At 37.6% G+C, this 21,464-nt stretch carries 17 protein-coding genes; 9 read left to right on the top strand and 8 right to left on the bottom strand.

Annotated elements, in window-relative coordinates; genetic code table 11:
• From BGO88_RS14565 to BGO88_RS14525, 9 genes are all read left to right on the top strand, one after another.
• Window positions 1–1,209, top strand: a 1,209-nt coding sequence (locus BGO88_RS14565) for a T9SS type A sorting domain-containing protein (protein ID WP_286707352.1), incomplete at its 5' end; no start/stop codon positions are given.
• Window positions 1,210–1,485: 276 nt separating this feature from the next.
• Window positions 1,486–4,479 (top strand): T9SS type A sorting domain-containing protein, encoded by a 2,994-nt coding sequence (locus BGO88_RS14560; protein ID WP_286707351.1) that lies wholly within the window; start codon window positions 1,486–1,488, stop codon window positions 4,477–4,479.
• An 88-nt stretch (window positions 4,480–4,567) separates the two neighbouring features.
• Window positions 4,568–8,326: a T9SS type A sorting domain-containing protein gene (locus BGO88_RS14555; protein WP_286707350.1), complete on the top strand. Its 3,759-nt coding sequence runs from the start codon at window positions 4,568–4,570 to the stop codon at window positions 8,324–8,326.
• An 88-nt stretch (window positions 8,327–8,414) separates the two neighbouring features.
• Window positions 8,415–9,413, top strand: a complete 999-nt coding sequence (locus BGO88_RS14550) for a glycosyltransferase family 2 protein (RefSeq protein WP_286707349.1) — start codon at window positions 8,415–8,417, stop codon at window positions 9,411–9,413.
• Window positions 9,414–9,425: 12 nt separating this feature from the next.
• Window positions 9,426–10,010, top strand: a complete 585-nt coding sequence (coaE, locus tag BGO88_RS14545; protein WP_286707348.1) for a dephospho-CoA kinase — start codon at window positions 9,426–9,428, stop codon at window positions 10,008–10,010.
• A gap of 72 nt (window positions 10,011–10,082) precedes the next feature.
• Window positions 10,083–11,666: a sensor histidine kinase gene (locus tag BGO88_RS14540; RefSeq protein ID WP_056066722.1), complete on the top strand. Its 1,584-nt coding sequence runs from the start codon at window positions 10,083–10,085 to the stop codon at window positions 11,664–11,666.
• Window positions 11,667–11,669: 3 nt separating this feature from the next.
• On the top strand, window positions 11,670–12,386 hold the full coding sequence (locus tag BGO88_RS14535; RefSeq protein ID WP_056065849.1) for a response regulator transcription factor: 717 nt from the start codon (window positions 11,670–11,672) through the stop codon (window positions 12,384–12,386).
• Window positions 12,387–12,809: 423 nt separating this feature from the next.
• The gene (locus BGO88_RS14530; RefSeq protein ID WP_286707347.1) at window positions 12,810–13,367 is read left to right on the top strand and encodes a hypothetical protein; all 558 of its coding nucleotides are present in this window, start codon (window positions 12,810–12,812) and stop codon (window positions 13,365–13,367) included.
• Window positions 13,368–13,379: 12 nt separating this feature from the next.
• The gene (locus tag BGO88_RS14525; protein ID WP_277014002.1) at window positions 13,380–13,517 is read left to right on the top strand and encodes a hypothetical protein; all 138 of its coding nucleotides are present in this window, start codon (window positions 13,380–13,382) and stop codon (window positions 13,515–13,517) included.
• 372 nt (window positions 13,518–13,889) lie between these two features.
• Here BGO88_RS14525 and BGO88_RS14520 read toward each other — a convergent pair whose 3' ends face one another.
• The 8 genes from BGO88_RS14520 to BGO88_RS14485 all read right to left on the bottom strand — a co-directional run bounded on the left by BGO88_RS14520 (window position 13,890) and on the right by BGO88_RS14485 (window position 21,449).
• Window positions 13,890–14,630 carry an acyl-[acyl-carrier-protein] thioesterase gene (locus tag BGO88_RS14520; protein ID WP_273237877.1) on the bottom strand — a complete coding sequence of 247 codons (741 nt, stop codon included), beginning with the start codon at window positions 14,628–14,630 and terminating at the stop codon, window positions 13,890–13,892.
• Window positions 14,631–14,662: 32 nt separating this feature from the next.
• Window positions 14,663–15,205, bottom strand: coding sequence for a hypothetical protein (locus BGO88_RS14515; RefSeq protein ID WP_286707346.1), 543 nt, complete (start codon window positions 15,203–15,205; stop codon window positions 14,663–14,665).
• A 45-nt stretch (window positions 15,206–15,250) separates the two neighbouring features.
• A complete protein-coding gene (gene miaA, locus BGO88_RS14510) occupies window positions 15,251–16,171 on the bottom strand; it encodes a tRNA (adenosine(37)-N6)-dimethylallyltransferase MiaA (RefSeq protein ID WP_286707345.1) in 921 nt (306 codons plus the stop codon).
• Window positions 16,168–16,986, bottom strand: coding sequence for an ion transporter (locus tag BGO88_RS14505; RefSeq protein WP_101472267.1), 819 nt, complete (start codon window positions 16,984–16,986; stop codon window positions 16,168–16,170). The genes miaA and BGO88_RS14505 overlap by 4 nt, the downstream gene beginning before the upstream one ends.
• A 38-nt stretch (window positions 16,987–17,024) precedes the next feature.
• Complete coding sequence (locus tag BGO88_RS14500) at window positions 17,025–18,386, bottom strand: exonuclease domain-containing protein (RefSeq protein WP_229563566.1); 1,362 nt, start codon at window positions 18,384–18,386, stop codon at window positions 17,025–17,027.
• Window positions 18,387–18,437: 51 nt separating this feature from the next.
• Window positions 18,438–19,100, bottom strand: a complete 663-nt coding sequence (locus tag BGO88_RS14495; RefSeq protein WP_286707344.1) for a YggS family pyridoxal phosphate-dependent enzyme — start codon at window positions 19,098–19,100, stop codon at window positions 18,438–18,440.
• A gap of 10 nt (window positions 19,101–19,110) precedes the next feature.
• Complete coding sequence (locus tag BGO88_RS14490) at window positions 19,111–20,328, bottom strand: DUF1015 domain-containing protein (protein ID WP_101472266.1); 1,218 nt, start codon at window positions 20,326–20,328, stop codon at window positions 19,111–19,113.
• Window positions 20,329–20,561: 233 nt separating this feature from the next.
• Window positions 20,562–21,449, bottom strand: coding sequence for a 3-hydroxybutyryl-CoA dehydrogenase (locus BGO88_RS14485; protein WP_056065870.1), 888 nt, complete (start codon window positions 21,447–21,449; stop codon window positions 20,562–20,564).
• Window positions 21,450–21,464: the final 15 nt, after the last annotated feature.

Here is a 21,464-nt window from a genome sequence, read left to right as displayed (position 1 = left end):
TCAAGTCCGGCACAACAGGTAACGGCTGCAGGTACGGTTCAATTCGGGCCATATCCTAACAACACGTCAGTAATTCTTACAGTAGCAAATAATCAGGATGTAAATTGCGTGGTGACAAGTCCGGCACAAACGCAGACAGTTTGTCCTCCGGTAAATGATGAATGTGCTAACGCAGTTTTATTGATTCCCGGTACTTCTGTGACCTGTTCTTCACCGGTTAACGGAACTACAGTTGGAGCGACTCAAAGTTTGCCAGGTTGCGCGGGAACGGCTGACGATGATGTCTGGTATAAATTTGTTGCTACAGAAACTGCACTTAGTATTATAATTACGAATGTAGCAGGAAGTGGTACTTCAGATATTGTTACGCAGGTATTCGATTCATGCGGAGGTGCTTCAATAGTTTGTCAGGATACTCCAAACTCACCTGTAAATTTGACCGGCCTGACTGTTGGAAATACTTATTTCTTTAGAATCTATTCTTATGCTTCTACGTTATCTACTACATTTACGGTTTGTGTTACTGTACCACCATCGCCTCCGGTTAATGATAATTGTTCAGGAGCTATAGTATTAACACCTACAAGTGCTTTTGGTAACGTTACTGACGGAACAAATGTGGGTGCTACTGCAAGTTCAGAAATTGCGCCAACAATATGTGGTGGATATTCCGGAGGAGATGTATGGTATTCCGTAGTTGTTCCGGCAAGCGGAAGCATAACTATTCAAACAGGAAATTCAAGTACCGGGGCAACCGGATTTGACAGTGTTGTAACGGTGTATTCAGGAACTTGTGGTTCTTTGGTTCAGCTAGGTTGCAACGATGACAGTGGTGGTACAAGCTACTCCAAAGTAGCTATAACAGGACAGACTCCGGGAGCTACATTATATATTAGGGTATATGAATATAGCAACGACTCTGTAGGATCGTTTGGAATTTCAGCTTATGATGCCTCATTAACCACTACTACATTTAAGGATAATAACTTCAGAGCATATCCAAACCCTGTTGTAGACGTATTGAACTTGTCATACACACAAGAAATTTCTAATGTATCTGTCTTTAATTTACTTGGACAGCAAGTACTTACAAAAACAATCGGAGCTACAGATGCTTCTGTTGACATGTCAAGCCTGGCAGGAGGAACTTACTTGGTAAAAGTTGCTGTAGGCGATCAGATTAAGACAATTAAAGTAATCAAACAATAAATTAATAAATTGAGATAACTTTTAAAATAAAAATCCCAGCTAAAGTAGCCGGGATTTTTTGTTTTATTATATTTTAAAAAAGCGGTTCCTTAAGACCGCTTTTATCATTCTAAAACAAGAATAAATTGAACGTAGATGTGTTTTTAAATTAATGTTTTTTGGTAAGAATATAGCAAAATAAGGCATTTTTAAGGATAAATATTTATTCTTCAAATCTTAAAATTATATTAAAATAATTGGTTATATTGCAGTGTATTAACTAAACTTTTAAACAATATGAAGAAAATCTACGTATTGCTTGTCCTGCTATGCTGGCAAGTCAATTCCCAGACGCTGAACCAATCAGCGAACTGGCCAAACCCCGCCTGGACAATAACGGGCACCTACAATTCGGATCCTAATGCTTTCGAATCTGATCCAAGAACTACAGCCTTTTTTGCTTATGACGATGATGATGCAGGAAATCCGCATGATGATAATATTGCGGCCGAATCTCCTGTAATCAATCTGACGCCGGCTTTCACAGCTGGTGAGACCACATTAGAAATAACAGTGCAATATGGATATCGTTATTTGGATAATGATGTTCTGAGATTTGAGTACTGGAATGCAGCTACTTCAACGTGGGTTCCATGGGGTTCAAGCTCAATTCCTGGTAACAATACTAGTATAACTGATAACTTTTGTACTATCCCCAAAACAACTTATTTAACCGAAGGGCTTAACATTTCTACTTTTACTCCGGCACAATTAACAGGATTCAGATATCGTATTTTTTATGATGACGATCTTGCCGGTCCGGATTGGAATTATGGTTTTTGTTTCAGCTCGCCAACAATTCGTTCAATTGCTTGCGGTGCGCCAACAGGATTGGCTGTAGCCTCATTGAATCCGGGTGGTGCTACAATCAACTGGGATGCTACCGCAGGAGTTACAGGTTTTGAATATGTTTTGAATACAACGAGTGCGGATCCTTCAGGTGCCGGTACATCAATAACAGCTAATACCTATTCAACTTCAAGTTTGCCACCAGGCACAACCTATTATTTTCATTTAAGAACAATCTGTACTGCTACTCAAAGTCCTTGGAGAACGGTTTCATTTACAACCAGTCCGGCGAACGATATTTGTTCCGCAGCAATAGCATTAACGGTAAATTCAAATTTATTATGTACTGTGAAAACATCGGGTACACTTAAATCAGCAACAGATTCCGGTGAGCCGGATAATGGTGCCGGAACTCCGGATGATGACGTATGGTATTCGTTTGTAGCTACCGCAACAACACACCGTGTCCAGCTTTCAAATGTAGTTGGAAATACGACCGATTTAGTACATGAAGTATTGGAAGGAACTTGTGGAGGCGGTCTTATCAGCTTGAATATAAGTGACCCTGACACAAGCACTATTGGCGGTCTTACTCCGGGAACTACATACTACGTAAGGGTATTCAGCTATGGAGCCAATACTAATGCGAATACAACTTTTGACCTTTGTGTGGGAACATTTCCACCCCCACCTGCAAATGATAATTGTTCCGGAGCTGTAACGCTTACCGTAAATCCAAATGCTAGTTGTGCCGCAGTTTCGCCAGGAAACCTGACTTCGGCAACAGATTCAGGAGAAGGAGATAATGGTGTAGGTACTCCAAATGATGACGTTTGGTATAAATTTGTAGCTACCCAGGCGGTACATAAAATTTCGCTTTTGAACGTGGCCGGGTCTCCAACAGATCTTGTGCATGAAGTATTGGAAGGAACTTGCGGAGGAGGTTTAATCAGCAGATATGTAAGTGATAATGACGTGAGTACTGCCTCAGGATTAACAGCAGGTACTACTTATTATGTAAGGGTATTTAGTAATTCTTCAGACACAGGGGCTACTTCAACTTTTAATGTTTGCATAGGTGTGCCGCCGGTAGGTTCTGTATGTGGAAATCCAATTGTAGTGACAAGCTTGCCATATACCACAACCGATAATACGAACCTGTATGGTGATGATTATGATTTTCCAAATGGAGGAAATTCAGGTTGTTCTGGTACTTCAAACTATTATTTGAATGGTGATGATGTTGTATATGCTTATACGCCAACAACCAACACATCAATTAACATAAGAATTCCAGGAGCAGCAGCATGGTCAGGAATCTTAGTCTATACAAGTTGTAGTGATATTGGAACGGCAGCTGTTGCCTGTGCTTCCGGAAGCGATATCGGGAATAGGGAAATCAATCAGTTTTCTGTTACTGCCGGAACAACATACTATATTGTTCTTTCCACTTTTCCATCGCCACAAAGCTTTGCGTATACCTTGAATATTACGGAAAATACCTGTATAGCTCCAGCAGTTACATTCAGCAGAACATCAAACTGTGCCGTTTCACCAGGATTCTTTGTTAATGCAAACATAACAAGTTTGGGTACGGCAACTTCTTTGACTGTTACAGACAATCAATCAAGTCCGGCACAACAGGTAACGGCTGCAGGTACGGTTCAATTCGGGCCATATCCAAATAACACATCCGTAATTCTTACAGTAGCAAACAATCAGGATGCAAACTGTGTAGTGACAAGCCCGGCACAAAACCAGACAGCTTGTCCTCCGGTAAATGATAATTGTGCTAACGCAGTAGCCATAACGCCTACGGCAACTTTTGTTCCAACAGACGGAACCAATGTTGGAGCTACAGCAAGTTCTACAGAAACTGTACCGGTAAACTGTAACGGATATTCCGGTGGTGATGTCTGGTTCTCTGTAGTTGTACCGCCTAGTGGTAACCTGACTATTGAAACAGGAAATTCAAGCACAGGTGCAAGCGGATTGGATACGGTGGTTACCGTATATTCCGGAGCTTGCGGTTCTTTAGTTCAGGTGGGTTGTGATGATGATGGTGGTGAAGGAGCTTATTCTTTAGTTGTATTATCAGGACAGACTCCAGGTTCAACATTATATTTGAGAGTTTATGAGTATTCAAATGACAGTACGGGAAGTTTTGGTATATCGGCCTATGATTCTTCTTTGAAGACGACATCTTTTGATAATATGAGCTTCAAAGTATATCCTAACCCGGTTAAAGACAGGCTTCATTTGTCTTATACAGAAAACATGTCTGATGTTGCCATATTTAATTTGTTAGGACAGCAGGTTCTTTCAAAGAAAATCAATGCGACAGAAAGCCAGATTGATATGTCAGCTTTAGCAGGTGGAACTTATCTGGTAAAAGTAAATGTTGGCAATCAGGTTAAGACATTAAAAATCGTTAAGGAATAATCAATTCGTCAAAATATTATGAAAAGCCACCTTTTTTGGTGGCTTTTTTTATACTTTCGTAAAGTATTTTACCCCAAATAATTAACTTATGGAAAAAAATTACTTTGGCCCTATCTCACAAAGAGCAAAAGCAGAACTATTCTTAAAATTTTTATTGCTATTAGTTTCCACAAGCACTTTTTCCCAGACTACTTTAATAAATCCAACTACAGATGGTGGATTTGAAAATGGAAATACATTAGCTGCCAATGGATGGAATGCAGTAAATGCCTCTGTTGATAGCTGGAATGTTGGAAATGTTCCTGTTGCAGGAGCTGGAACAAACTGTGCTTTTGTATCGTCAACAGGAGGTGCGACCTGGCAATATTCGCAAACAAGTTCGGTAATCCATTTGTATAAGAATATAACCGTTCCCGCCAACGAACCTAAAATTACACTTTCCTTTAGATGGAAAGTTGGAGGTGAAGGAACAGGAACCAATGACTGGGATAATATGAAAGCCTTTTTGGTGCCTTCCTCTTACAATCCTGTATCTGGGGTTCCGATACCGCCAAACTATCAAATAGGAACATTGTATAAATTAAGTTCTACAAACTGGAGTACCGCCAATATTTCTCTTGCTGTTGTGCCGGGAAATTCTTATAAGCTCGTATTCAGTTGGAAATCTGATATTTTAGATGTCGTGAATCCGCCTGCAGCAATCGATCAGGTTTCTATGATATCCAATCCGCCAAGGACTTTTACATCGGTAGCGTCAGGAAACTGGAATCTTCCCGCTACCTGGGATATAAATGCGGTTCCGACTAGCGCAGACAATGCAATTGTTTCAACAGGAACAACAGTAACCCTTAACGTAAATAATTTAGCCATAAACGACCTTGTCATAAACGGAACCCTGAACTATGCAACGGCTGCTGCTACTTTTGCGGTAAAGGGTAATTTGTTGGTCAACACGGGAGGTAATCTGGATGCTTTTGCCGGTACGACAGGAAAAAGCCTGGTGGTTTCACGAAATCTGACAAATAATGGTAATATTGACCTTTCCAAAGGAACGGCAGTTAATAATATTTTGACATTTGACGGTATAATTCCTCAAACAATTGGAGGAACAGGTACATTTACAAACAATCTCATCAGGAACCTCACATTCAACAATTCTTCTACAGGAGTAATAACCTGGAACTTTAATGATTTGAGAGTAGGTGGTAATCTTACTTTCACCAAAGGAAAAGTGGCCTTGGGAAGCAATACGCTGATTTTAGGTACGGGAGTAGCTGCTGGAACAGGAAATAATGCCATTGGAGCACTTGTCTACACTTCCGGAGGATTTGTGTCTGGAACTTTTTCAAGATGGTGGGCAAATACGGCTACCGGAACTGCATTGACTGCTGGAAGTCAGCCAACGGCCGCTTTAGGCAGATATCCTTTTATTAGCGGTACCGGAATTAACAGGGCTGCCTATGTACAGCGTGTCACGCCAACAGCAGGAGGGCAGATAGCTTGTAAATATGTTGATGCAGCTACAACTTCTGCATCGTCAATTTCTGATTCCGGTTATGTGCTGGATTCAAAATATGACGGGAATTGGACGTTTTCGACTCCGGGCACTGTGCCTGTTTCAGCTACATACAACATCGCGCTTATTGGACAAAATGCTTATTTGGCTTCCAATGGAAACAGCAGGATTATCAGGGAAACAGCAGCAGTCGAAGGAACACATCTCAACGGGACAAACCTTCCAATGGGACAAAGAACAGGATTGACATTGGCGCAGTTAACCCAATCACCGCTTTATATTGGCCTTGCTTTTGCGGACACGCCTAATGCTTCAATAGCAAGTGGAAACTGGAACAATGCTGCCATTTGGAGCAAAGGAAACGTTCCTAACTGTAATGAAATAGTAAGCATTGCACCTAACCATACCGTGAGTATAAATTCAGCCGGAAATAGCTGCAAGGGACTTACGGTTTCACTTGGAGGTAAGCTTTCGGTTTCCGGAGGTGATTTGGTTGTGGGATGTACAGACAATAACAATACATTAAATGTTTTGGGAGTTTTAGAAGTCACTGCCGGAACCCTGAATGTGAACGGTAATATTTCGACTTCTTTTGGTTCGGTATTTTCTCAAAGTGGGGGGAATATCAATGTGGATGGAAATTCGGGTAATGCTGCAACCAGTGTGCCTAATGGAACCCGAATCATCAACATCATTCCGGAAGATTCTGAAAGCCTGAATTGGACTGGAGGAATACTCACAATAGTCGACCCGCATGCTTCAACAACTGCCAATGATGTTTTAAGGATTGATGGAGCTTTTGATGGCTCTGTAAATGTGACATCCGGACATACAATCCGATTCGGTGATGGTGTATCGGCACAATCTGGCGGTAATGCCACAAACGGATTCAGGGTAAATTGCTGGGCAACGGTAACAGGTTTGCCTTTAGGAAATGTCATTGTAGAAGGTCCGGAAGGAACAAATCGTTATCTTACGAGTACCTATCCGGTTCCGGTTAATGGAGACCTTACGATTAATAATGGTGCCGAGTGCCGTATTTCTACCGTCTATTTAAATGGTAACGCAATGGTCAATACAGGAGGTATACTCACGTCAACGACAGGTTTTTTCTTTGCAAACGCAAGATTCGTAAACGAATCAACGGTGGCTTTTGGCCCAAGCTTAAACTTACAGCAGCTTACTAACAACGGAATCATAAGAAATCTTACGGCTTCGCCTACCGCTAATTTTACAAATATGGTGTTCAATAACGGAAGTACGGCGGGTGTAACCTTAAATTCGCCTGTATCATTAAGCGGAACCCTGACTCTTAATGAAGGCAAGGTAAATACTTCAAATACTAATTTACTAACGGTTGGAACGGCAACTGTGGCTGGTGATATTGCAGGTGGCTCTGCTACAGCATATATCAACGGACCTTTGGCAAGAACCTTCGGTAACAACAGAACGGCAGTAGGTACGTATTCTAATGTGACAATCTATCCGGTTGGAAAAGACGGAAGTTATTTGCCATTTTATATTGACCCGTCAACATCGGGAGGTGCTTTACAAATAAAAGGAGAGGCATTTGTGGCAAATTCAGGAACTTTCCCGTCAAATGTTTCATCACTTTCCAATAACCGTTGGGAAGCCTTACTCATTGCCGGAAACGCAAATTTACTGAATGCAAATGTCAGGATAGTAGATGCAGGCATAACCACAAACAGTAAAATGCTGAAATCAGCAACAGCAAATGGCGAATATGCGGTATTTTCTCCGGCTTCAATAGTTGCCGCAGACAATTTGTATACTTATTCATCAATCAGAGTGTCTGATTTTTCAGGATATTTTTCTCATGGACAAATAATTTGTAGCGGAACTGTAGCGGAACCAACCGGTAGTCCTGTACAGGATTTCGTAACAGGACAGACGTTGGCTGATTTTGTTGTTAACGGAAGCGATATCATTTGGTATGATGCAGATGGAAACAGACTGCCATTATCAACAATATTGGTGAGTGGTACAACCTATTATGCATCACAAACCATAAATGGCTGTGAAAGTAGTGGCAGGCTTGCTGTTACGGCAGGAATTAACCTGGGAACTGATGATTTTGAGGCGATCGCTTTTAAATATTATCCTAATCCGGTATCAGACAGGTTAAATCTGGTAGCTTCTGAAAACATTGATTCTGTGGAAATCTATAATCTTTTAGGGCAAAGAGTTTTTTCAAAAAAATTAGATGCTATGCAGGAACAGCTTGATTTTTCACAACTACCAAAAGGTACCTACATTTTGAAAGCGGCAATAGGCAATGTGATGAAAAATGTAAAGATTGTCAAAAAATAATAGTTTTTAAAAAGCTATAAAAGCCATCCTCTAACGGGATGGTTTTTTTGTTTATAAAAGTTATCTTTGTTAAAGTTTAAAATTCCGTATGAAATTTTCTTTTATAATTCCGGTCTATAACAGGCCGGACGAAATCGACGAATTATTACAAAGTTTGGTTTTGCAGAAATACGACAAGCCCTTTGAGGTTGTTGTAATTGAGGATGGTTCTACTATTCGGTGCCGACATATTATTGATACTTACCAGGAAAGACTCACCATTTCGTACTATTTCAAAGAAAATTCAGGTCCGGGAGATTCCAGAAATTTTGGAATGAGAAAAGCCCAGGGAGATTATTTTCTGATTCTGGACTCTGATTGTATTCTCCCGCAGGATTATTTGTCAGAAGCAGAAAAAGCATTGGAACTGAATTATGTGGATTGTTTTGGAGGTCCTGACAAAGCTCTAGACAGCTTTTCAGACATACAGAAAGCCATCAACTTTTCCATGACCTCATTTTTGACAACTGGAGGAATTCGCGGAGGTTCTGAAAAAATAGACAAATTCCAGCCCAGAAGTTTTAACATGGGATTGTCTAAAAAAGCATTTGAGGCCAGCCAGGGCTTTGGGAACATCCATCCCGGAGAGGACCCCGACCTTTCCATAAGACTTTGGAAAATGAATTTTGAAACACGATTGTTCCCAAAAGTCTATGTCTATCATAAAAGAAGAATCGATTGGTCAAAATTCTACAAACAGGTAAACAAGTTCGGCAAGGCCAGACCCATATTGGATAGTTGGTATCCGGAATACAGTAAGCTGACCTTTTTCTTTCCAACGCTCTTTCTTTTGGGATTCCTTGCTTCGGTGGTATTTTCTTTTTTCTGGACAGGCATTTTTCTGGCCATATATGGTTTTTATTTCTTAGCGATTTTTATTGTTTCCACTTTTCAGAATAAAAGCCTGAAAATAGGATTCTTTTCCCTGATAGCAGTAGTAACACAGTTTTATGGCTACGGCACGGGCTTTCTGAAATCGTTTTGGAATATCAAAGTGCTGAAAAAGAAACCTCAGGAAGTATTTCCGGAGCTGTTTTTTAAAAAATAAATTATCAACATCATGACAAAAATCATCGGTCTGACAGGGGGAATAGGAAGCGGAAAAAGTTCTATTGCCAAACATATAGAATCACTCGGAATTCCGGTTTATATTGCTGATACCGAGGCGAAAAAAATACTCGATACTGCCGATGTAATTGCTAAGGTTATTGCCCTTTTTGGAGATGATATACTGGAAAATGGTAAAATCGACAGAAAAAAAATAGCGGCACTGGTTTTTCAGGACCCGGAAAAACTTAAAAAATACAATGCCATCATCCATCCCGAAGTCTATCTTCATTTTCAGAATTGGGTAAAACAGCATAACAATTATCCACTGGTGGTTAAAGAAGCTGCTATTCTTTTTGAGAGTGGAAGCTATAAAGACTGTGATAAAATTATTTTGGTCACAGCTCCGAAAGAAAACCGCATACAAAGAGTCATGAAGCGCGATGCTGTGACAAGAGAAGCTGTAGAACAGCGAATGTCACACCAATGGGATGATGAGACAAAAAAGTCTATGAGCGATTTTGTAATCGAAAACATCGAATTGGAAAAAGCAAAACAATCTGCAGAAAACATAATTACCCTATTAAGAAATCAATAATTTATGAATTAGATGTTAATGTTTGGTTAATGTATTCATTGATTAAATGTTAAAATGTTAATTTTGTTTTTGATGAATAAGACATTGTTTCGCTTACTGGTTGTGTTAATGAGCCTATCTTTGATAGGAATTATTTTGGTTCAGTTATATTTGATTAATACATCTTTCAATAATAACGAAGAACAATTTAAATACCATGTACAACAGGTTATAGGGAATGTTTCAGAGAAATTAAAGCAGCAGGAAACTTATACAATTGTAAATCAGTATAACATTTTGCGTGACAGCATTGGAAAAGACCCAAACCCAAGCCAATTGCTGGACTTCGTTCTTGTGCAGAAGAACAAAGTTACAAACGAAACTATAATTTATTCAAACAACATTATTGCAGAGGATTATAATATCAATCTGACGTTCTTTGATAAGAAAAAAGATTCGGTTAAGGCGCAAAATTTTATTTCCAAACGCCGAACCGAAATATATTCAGGCAAACCGATTGACAATTCGGGCATCCAGAAAAATACCACTCCAGATATTACAATTGAAAAATCTGGAAATATCGAAATGCTTGAAAGAGCACAATTCGATATGTTCTATAAAGATATTGCAGAAACAAAACCTTTGAAAGACAGGGTTTCAAAAGAAAAGTTGCAAAAAATGTTGCAACAGGAACTGAAGCAGTATGAAGTAAAGACACCTTTCGAATTTGGTATTTACAGTGATGGCCTTGCTACAAAAATCAGGTCAGACAATTTTAAGTTTGACAAGAATTCTACTTTCCAGACACCTATCCTGACCGATAGCGATGGAAAAAGCAAGTACCAACTGCTGGTAAGCTTTCCGGAAAAAAAGAAATTTCTTTTTACAGATTTGATAGGAATTACGATTTTGTCAATCACATTTACCCTGATTATCATCATTGCCTATGCAAGTGCTTTGAACCAATTGATAAAGCAGCGCCAGATTTCAGAAATCAAGACGGATTTCATCAATAATATGACGCATGAGTTCAAAACACCTATTGCTACCATAAATCTGGCTTTGGATGCAATCAAGAACCCTAAGATTATTGAAGATAAGGAAAAAGTACACCGCTATCTTCAAATGATAAGAGACGAAAACAAACGTATGCATGCCCAGGTTGAGAATGTGCTCCGAATTTCCAAGTTGGAGAAGAAAGAGCTCGAAATTACTAAGGACCCAATCGACGTGCAAACGATAGTTGAAGATGCCGTAGAACATGTGAATTTGATTGTTGAAGACAGGCAGGGAACAATAAGAACGCATTTTAATGCAACAAGAACAACAACGCTGGTCAACGATGTTCACTTTACTAACGTAATGGTAAACATTCTGGACAATGCGATAAAATATTCGCCGGAAGCCCCGATAATTGATATTTATACAGAAAATGTCAAGGACTTTATCCTGATTAAAGTAAAAGACCAGGGACAAGGAATGGGTAAGGCGGCTCAAAAAAGAATTTTCGAGAAGTTCTACAGAGAACATACCGGAGATTTGCATAACGTAAAAGGTCACGGTTTGGGATTGGCCTACGTGAAAAGAATTGTAGACGACCATAACGGTCAAATATTTGTAGAAAGCGAAAAAGGGAAGGGTAGCACCTTCATTATAAAATTACCACTAATTAATTAAGCTATGGAAAATGTAAACAAGAAAATCCTCCTAGTCGAAGATGACCCTAACTTTGGTTCAATTTTAAAAGATTATCTGAGTCTCAACGATTTCGAGGTTACCTTGGCTAAAAACGGGATGGAAGGTTTCGAGAAATTTAAAAAAGATACCTTCGATTTGTGCATACTTGACGTAATGATGCCTTATAAAGACGGATATACTTTAGCAAAAGAAATCAGAGAGAAAAATAAAGACATTCCTTTGATTTTCTTAACAGCAAAATCGATGAAAGAAGATGTGCTGAAGGGCTACAAAGTAGGAGCAGACGATTATTTGAACAAGCCATTTGACTCTGAAGTATTATTGATGAAAATCAAAGCTATCATCCAGAGAAAGGCTTCAGATAGCAAAGCAGACAATACCAAATTTGAATTCCAGATTGGAAATTTTCACCTGAATTCAAAATTACGTTTCTTGACATATAAAGACGAAGAACCGATTAAACTTTCCCCAAAAGAAAACGAATTGCTTAAAATGCTTGCGGTTCACGAAAACGACTTAATGCCGAGAGAATTGGCGCTGACAAAAATCTGGCGTGATGACAACTACTTTACTTCAAGAAGTATGGACGTTTACATCGCAAAATTGAGAAAATACTTGAAAGCAGACGAGGATGTAGAAATTTTGAACATCCACGGTGAAGGTTTTAGACTGGTAGTCAAAAACAAAGTTTCAGAATAATACGAGAAAAGCTTCAAGAAATTGGAGCTTTTTTTAAAACAAATATGTTTTAACTTTCAAGACTCTCTAATTCAAGAGGGTCTTTTTTTTTATAAATATACTTCTATTACTTTTATTGAAATAAAGAATGATAACCTATTGATTTACTGGTCTGCCTATAACTATAATCAAGTATACTTAAAGTTGTTGAATTTAAACAATTCAATTAAAAGAAATGAAAAATCAGACAACTAGCAATCGAAAAATGACAAACTAAGGACTGAAAAATTACTTCAGACCGCAATAGTAAAGAGGTCATGGAAAGTTATATATGGTAAATCCAAGCGAATAATCAATTGTTGGAAAAGATTTTTGAAATAAAACGTTTCAATAGTTATAAATATTTAAAATATGTTATATTTGATACATATTAAACTTAAAATTATGATACACGCCAAAAAATCTTTAAAAATCTTTTTTATTTCTGTACTATTAGTGCTATTATCTTGCTCTGAATCAGAGAATTTACAAAAAAATGCACATGTTTCTAACCAAGTTGTTAATAAAAGTGACTTTAAACACACGGCAAGAAGAACTTATTCAAAAACAATTTCTGATTTTGAGAAGGATAAAAGAATATACCAGCTAGATAGTATTTTAAAAGTTATGGAGCCTTATGATATTAATAAGGACAGAAAACTACTAGATGAGCATTATATAGCCCTGCATAATGTTTCACATGATTTGTATTTAGATTATGGTCAAATTGAGATGATGGAATATGCAAGGAAGTTATCAAATACAAGTCCGAAGGGAGCATGTTGTAAATTGACTGATAAAGGTACTGTTGATTGGAGTTGTTGTGGATTTTGGGGTAGAATTTTAGCAGCAATAGGTTCAATAGGATGTCCGGAACCTACATCTTTGGATAAAGAAACTAGAGACAAACAAGCGGAATCGTATTATCTGTGTGTTCAGGAATCAGTATGTAAAAGTTGTTAAATTCTATTACTTATGAAAAAAATAATAAAAATAGTTGCATTTGTTAGTTTATCAGTGATGTTGGTATTAATAGTGTTTTTTGGAATAAAATATAATAAAATCAGAAAAACAGAAACATTAACTCCAGCCGAATTTGCAAAACAAGAGTAATAATAAAGCCCATAGTAGCCTTATAAAAATGAAACCGTCTGATTTGTTCAGGCGTTTTTCTCTGAAAAGCAATAAGTATTAGGTTTCCTCTATATTAAATCATGTCTTTAAAATATAGATATCAATAATTGTCCAATTAAACATCTAATATTACAGTCTATGTGTTAGAATCAATCAAAATCAGATTAGACCACTTATTTCGTCTGTTTGAGATATACATATGTTAATATGAAGGAATGTGTAATTCATTTTTTGAAAAAAATATTTTCGATTTAAGAAATTCAATTTCTTCTAATTATTTGATAATGATTGTGTTGCTTTTTTAAAGCCAAATTAAGGGGAAGTTCTTTTTGAAATTTTTTTATTTTTAGCTTATTTCCAATCCAATTCCAGTGCAAAACAAGGTTTTCCGTTTTTGGTAATCGAAAAGATAGATTTGTCCGCATCAGTTTTTTCATCAATTGCTACTTCATCACCAAGTACGAGTTCCTTCATGAAATTCATGTCAAAGCTTTTCAATTGCTGTTTCAGAATGGATTTTGGATTGACAAGGTCGAGACACCATTCCAGATATTTTACATTATTCACATGATTGACAATATCCAAATCGGAAAGTACAACTTTTCGTTCAGCTATTTTTTTCATAGAATCCGGAAGGTCAATTTTCTTTACCCGTTCTTCGGTAGCCAATCGTTCAGGATATTTTTCAAAATGCTCATGTGGAAGAGCCAAAGTTTCCGGTCGGCGTAATTTGGTATTAAAAACGGCCCAATAGGTTTCGCAGCCAATCACTTTTTTACCGTTAACGTGCATTTCCAAAGCCCTTACGGAACGTGAATTCTCTAAAGAAACTATCCAGGTCTTTACAGTGACAATATCTCTCCATTTCGGCAGCGATTCAATCTCCAATTTCATCCTACTTAATACCCACGCCTGATTGTGTTGCTGCATATCCGTAAAACTGATACCGCCAATATCGGCATGGTCGCCTGCAGTGAGTTGGAGCAGGTTGCACAAGTCTGTATATTTAAGATAACCGTTAGGAGTACAATGGGTAAAATTTAATTCCCAGTCACGGCTGTAAATCGATGTAAAATTTGAACTTATTGGCATTCTATAAAATTAGAATAAATAATTAATATGTTCTAATTTACAACAAATGAAAATGAACTTGAATCCATTTCGTTAAAGTCTGTCAAAATGGAAAGAGTAGTAAAGTTGCAATTCCCATTATAAGATTTATAACTGCGTATATTGTTAATGGTTAAAGTGTAATTTCCGGATTCTAAAAGTCTAATCCCAATTCGGTTCTTAAATGAATTACCGTCCCTAATCAAAATAAAAAAATTTCTCTCGGATTCACCTTGAGCAATAACTGTTGTCCGTGTACTCAAAGTAAGATAGTTATATTCAATATAAGCAGATTCTTTTTTTAACACAACATCATAGTAAAGTTTATGGTCCAATTCAAACAAATCAATATTTGAGTCTGATGTTTCTTGGTTTCTATCAACTGAAGCGGTTAACCAAAGGACATCATTTAAACTATATTCAGTCTGGCGATTCTCAATAGTAATCAAATCGTCCTTGTGAATCTCTATAAAGCGTCCGCAAGGAGAATCATCAGGGTCACATTGTGTTGCCAATAAAAAAGGAAATGTGGCGAGTAGAAGTATTAATTTTTTCATGGTTTTTATTTTCCAATTAGATGGTTAGAACTGATATAGGTTGCGTCAGGTTAGCAACTTTTTTATATAGTCAATTACTTTTTCTGTTTCAGTCTTATAATGAAACCATTTAACATTTTCTGTTCTTTTAAACCACGTCATCTGGCGTTTGGCAAAATGCCGCGTATTTTTTTTGATTTCCTCAACGGCAAAATCCAAAGTACTATCGCCGTCAAAATAGCTGAACAGTTCGCGATAGCCAACAGTCTGTAATGCATTCAGGTTTTTGTTTGGATAGAGTCTTTCGGCTTCTTTTAACAATCCGGCTTGCATCATAAGATCCACCCGCAGATTGATTCGTTCGTACATTTCAGCACGTTCCGCTTCCAGTCCAATTATAATTGGAGTGAAGTTTCGGGTGTTCTTTTTCCGGTTCAGGAAGGAAGAATACGGCTTACCGGTTCCGACAGATACTTCCACAAAACGCATCAACCTTTGGGGATTTTGCAAGGTTTGGGGATTTTCTTTTGAAAGAGTATCAAAATAAGTTTTATCCAGTTTTTCTAATTCCTGCTGTAGATAGCTAATGCCTGATTTTTCATAGTTTGATATAATTTCTTTCCGTATGGACGGGTCAATTTCCGGAAAACTATCAAATCCTTTAAGTATGGCATCCACATATAACCCGGAACCGCCAACTAATACGGCACAATCGTTCGTTTCGTATAATTTATCCAGCAGACTGATGGCTTCCCGTTCAAAATCGCCTACCGTATAATTTTCAAGAATAGATTTATTCTGGATGAAATGATGCGCAGCAGCATCGAGTTCTTCTTTTGAAGGAACAGCCGTACCAATAGCCATTTCTTTGAAAAACTGACGTGAATCGCATGAAATAATATCACAATTAAAACTTTTGGCAAGTTGGATACTTAAGGCAGTTTTGCCAATGGCTGTTGGGCCGATAATGGTAATCAGGTATTTCATAAGCTATGTCCGCAATGGTAACAATATTTTGCATCGTCTCTATGATGGTCTGCACTGCAATTAGGGCAAACCTGAGTGTTTTGATGCACCGTCTTGTCTTTTGACATAAATTCGGCCGTGACCAATCCGGTTGGTACGGCAATGATACCATATCCTAAAATCATAATTATCATAGAAACAAATTGCCCCAATGGTGTAATCGGCGTAATATCGCCAAAACCCACCGTAGTTAAAGTAACTATAGTCCAGTAAATACTCATAGGAATACTGGTAAAGCCGCTTTCGGGGCCTTCAATCATATACATGATTGTTCCAAGAATAATACAAAGTACGATAACACTAAAGAGAAAAACGGCAATCTTTAACCGGCTTTTTTTTAAGGCACGTACCAGCTGATTTGACGCCCCAACAAAATGTACGAGTTTTAAGATTCGGAAAATTCGAAGCAGTCTGACGGCACGTAAGGAAACAAGAAAGTGTAATCCCGGAAAAAGCAGGTCAATGTAGGTAGGTAGGGTAGCCAGCAAATCAATAATCCCGTAAAAGCTGAAAATATACTTTAAAGGTTTTTTGACTGCAATTACTCTCCCTATGTATTCAAGCGTGAAAAAAATAGTGACAATCCACTCAATTACTGCCAGTTCCTGACCATATATCAATCGTATTGTGACAACGCTTTCGAGCATTACTGCAACAATACTTACAATAATCAACAATAACAGAAAGAGGTCGAAAAGTTTACCAAATGGAGTATCGGCTTCATAGATAATTTCATGAAGCTTATTTCGTAGCCTTTCTGTTTTAGTGATTTCCAAATCAGTAGTTGTCGATTACATCAAATTTACTAAAAGTCTTAAAAAGATAAGGTTTTAAGGACTTTCTTTTTTTTGAGATAGCTCAAAATTATATTTTTAGAATCCCGGTTGCTTTTCATCGGGATGATAATATTTTTCAGGATGTCGATATTGTTTACCTGATAATTGAGGTCAAAGAAAGCATAGCCTTTGAAAATCCCATCTTCAATAAGTATGGCACTTCTTTCCTGGATATTTCTTCCTCTGTCAATGATAATCATATTCTGCTTTTGGTACTCATTATTTTCAAAAAAGCTTTCTACGCGGATGTTATATTCTTCTGATGATTCTTTTTGAATACAGGCACCATTACATTGATTGAGTTCATATGGAAAACAGTGGCTTTTTACAGTTTCCAAACCGTTTATTTTCTGGCAAAGCTGATAACTGTCCGTTATCTTGAACAAGGCACTTTGGGCTTCTGCAGGACTAGAAAATGAAGCCAGTTCCTTTTTTCGGGCATCTGTTTTTTGGATTCTTAAAGCAATATAACCATTCAAATCCTTTTCCTGATAAAGTGACCAGGGAAAGATGGTTTTCTTTAGCGAACGATTGTATTTTGGCTTGTTGATTTTGATTTCTTCTGCCTCTTTTAAAAGTGCTATCAGTTCGCTTCCGGTTTCCTCATAGGTCACGTCAAAAACTTCCAGCTGTATTTTTTTAGATTTGGAAGAACTTCCGGTAAAATGCTGATTGACGCGTTTTTTGATATTTCTGCTTTTACCGATATAAATCAGGTCACCATTTTCTTTATGGATATAATAAATTCCTGTGGTGGAAGGTAATTTTGATACGATATCGAGAAGTTTTGGAGTAAGTCCTTTTTCAATTTCGGTTTTGACAAAACTCTTGACAATTTCTTTTTCAAGGTCTTTGGCCAAAAGCATTTTAAAGAGCTTTACAGTTGCCATAGCATCACCGGTAGCTCTATGTCTGTCGGCCATAGGAATGCCTAATGCACGAACTAATTTTCCTAAGCTGTAGGAAACCTGGTCAGGAATCAGTTTTTTGGATAATTCAACAGTGCAAAGATTCTTGCGTTGGTAGTCATAACCAAGACGGGTGAATTCTGTACGCAAAATTCTGTAATCAAATTGAGCATTATGGGCTACGATTATACAATCGTCTGTAATTTCAATAATGCGTTTTGCAATTTCATAAAACTTAGGAGCGCTGCTTAACATGGCATTGTTAATGCCGGTTAATTTTACTACAAAGGGCTGTATTGCCTTTTCAGGATTGACAAGACTGATGAACTGGTCAACGACTTCATGTCCGTCAAATTTATAGATAGCAATTTCCGTAATTCCTTCTTCATTATATTGGCCGCCGGTTGTTTCTATGTCTAATATTGCGTACAAATTCTTTTATGCGTTTCTGTTAGTCTGCAACATTGTTGCAGGATTATTTAATTATCTTGTTCCAAAGATACTACTTCCAATCCGAACCATTGTGCTTCCGCAATCAATTGCCAGCTGATAATCGCCAGACATTCCCATAGAAAGTATTTTCATCTCGCAATTATTGGCTTTTTGAGTTTGGGACAGTCGGTCAAAAACAGATTTCAAATGCTTGAATTCTTTTTCGATTTGGTTTTGGTTGTCAGTGAATGTTGCCATTCCCATCAACCCCTTGATTTTTATGTTTTTTAATTGGCTAAAAGATTCCGATTGCAATAATTCGTTAAGTTCTGATTCGCTTAGTCCGAATTTTGTTTCTTCTTCCGCAATATGGACCTGTAACAGGCAGTCAATAACCCGATTGTTTTTTAGGGCCTGTTTGTTGATTTCTTCCAATAACCGCAAACTATCAACGCCGTGAACCAGACTCACAAATGATGCCATAAATTTGACCTTGTTGGTTTGGACATGTCCAATCATGTGCCATTCGATATCTTTTGGCATCTGCTCAAACTTTTCGGCCATTTCCTGAATCTTGTTTTCGCCAAAAACACGTTGTCCGGCTTCATAGGCTTCCATTAAGTCAGACACCGGTTTTGTTTTGGAAACGGCTACAAGCATTACATTGTCCGGCAATGTGGCTTTTATTTCAAGAAGGTTATTTTTTATTGACATTTTAAAAAGATTATAATTCATAAACCACCAATCCGCTTCTAAATTTCGGGTCGATATACGTACTTTTTGGAGGCATAATCAGGTTGTTGTCTGCCAGTTCTTTAATTTCAGAAATATCAGTTGGAAAAAGCATAAAACCTAATTCAAATTCACCTTCATCAATCACTTCTTTTATCGTTACGATAGATTGTTTTCCGGGAATATAATCAATCCGTTCATCATTTCTCAAATCGGTAATGCCAAGAATTGGATGTAGCACTTTTGTATATAAAATCTGTGCGTCAAGACTCTCTAAAACAGAAGAAAAACTATGCCCGTCTTTTAAAATCAGGGAATAAAACTCATTGTCGAGATACATCCCGAATTCAAACTTTTTAGTTGGCTTCCATAATTCCTGCTCTTTATTTTTAATCCAGAATTCATTGGATAACAGGGCAAGAAAATCTTCCTTAGAATGTCCGTTTAAATCGCGGATAATCCTGTTGTATTCATATATCTTAACGTTGCTCTCAGCAATCAGAAAGCTCATAAAATAGTTGAGATTCTCATTTCCGGAAGCTTTGTCTTCTTCATATAACAATTCAGCAGAAGCAGACCTGTGGTGTCCGTCAGCAATATACACATTGCCTATAGCGGCGAATTTTTCCTGCAACCATGAAATTTCTTCAGGAGTTTCAATCTTCCAAAGGATGTGTTTTTCCCTTTTGGTAGTAGAGAACTCATAAAGTGAATCAGCCTGTTTTTTTTCAAGTATCCAATTGGTCAATTCGGCATCGTCAGGATAGGTAATCAGAACCGGTTCGGTATTAAATCCTGTACTATGAAGATAATCTTTAAAAAGTTCTACGCGGTATTGTAATGTATCTTCGTGTTTTTTGATGACATTATTTTGGTAATCTTCAATACTCGTTCCTGCAATTATTCCTGTAAAAGTCTGTGTTTTGGTTTGTATCTCATACAGAAAGAAAACAGGTTTTTCTTCCTTGATTAGCACATCTTCCTCTTTAAAGTCATGATATTTTTGGGCAACCAGCTTAAATCTTTTTTCAAGTCCTATTTTCTGCTGATTTACATAAGCAGGATTCAGGACATGTAAAAATGAAAACGGATTAAAATCCAATTGCGAAGCCAGTTCTGCAGGCGAATACTCGTCATAGGAGCGCGAAGTCACCAGGCTCACTTTGTCGCGTGTAGGACGTACTGCTTTAAAAGGAATTATTTTTGCCATAAGTGTAATATAGTGGATAGTTGAAAGTGGATAGTTTATAGTAGTGGATAGTTGATAAGGGATAGTGGATCGTTTGGTTTATGTGTAAATAAATTCATTTATAAAACTAATCTGCTCTAAAAACATAAATCCAAAATCTAAAATCCAAAATCATAAATCAAAAACCAAAAGTCTAAAATAAGAATCTTTCCTACTTTAGACTTTAAACTTTCAGACTTTAAAACTTTAAAACATTATATAAATTGTTTTGCTACTTTTTCAGCTTTTTTGGATTCTGAATAGTCATAGAAACCTTCTCCGGATTTCACTCCTAATTTTCCGGCTCTTACCATATTTACTAAAAGAGGGCATGGTGCATATTTTGGATTTTTAAAGCCTTCATACATTACGTTCAATATGGCAAGGCAAACATCAAGGCCAATAAAGTCAGCCAATTGCAATGGTCCCATTGGGTGAGCCATTCCCAGTTTCATTACGGTGTCGATTTCATAAACCCCGGCAACTCCATTGTATAACGTTTCGATAGATTCGTTAATCATTGGCATCAGGATTCTGTTGGCAACAAACCCAGGATAATCGTTTACCTCAACAGGAACTTTTCCCAATTTTACAGACAGGTCCATGATGATTTTTGTCACCTCGTCAGATGTATTGTAACCTCTGATGATTTCAACCAGTTTCATAATTGGCACCGGATTCATAAAGTGCATACCAATTACTCTTTCCGGATGTGAAACTACAGCACCTATCTGCGTGATAGAAATAGAGGAAGTGTTGGTTGCCAAAATGGTGTTATGAGAGCAGGCATCGTTCAGTTGCTTGAAGATGTTTAGCTTTAATTCTACGTTTTCGGTTGCTGCTTCTACTACAAGGTCTACACCAACAACACCATCTTTAATATCAGTATAGGTAATGATATTGCTGATTGTCTTTAGTTTATCGTCTTCAGTAATAGTTCCTTTTGCTACCATACGGTCAAGGTTTGCAGCAATTGTTGCCATTCCCTTGTCTAATGACTTTTCTGAAATGTCAATTAGTTTTACTGTAAATCCGCTTTGCGCAAAGGTGTGAGCGATTCCGTTACCCATGGTTCCGGCTCCGATTACGGCTATGTTTTTCATTTATTAAAGGTTTGA

The sequence above is a fragment of the Flavobacterium sp. 38-13 genome (assembly GCF_001899155.1).
GTDB lineage: Bacteria > Bacteroidota > Bacteroidia > Flavobacteriales > Flavobacteriaceae > Flavobacterium > Flavobacterium lindanitolerans.
The sequence above is the reverse complement of the archived record's forward strand: the minus strand, read 5'-3'. Positions and strand labels throughout refer to the sequence as shown.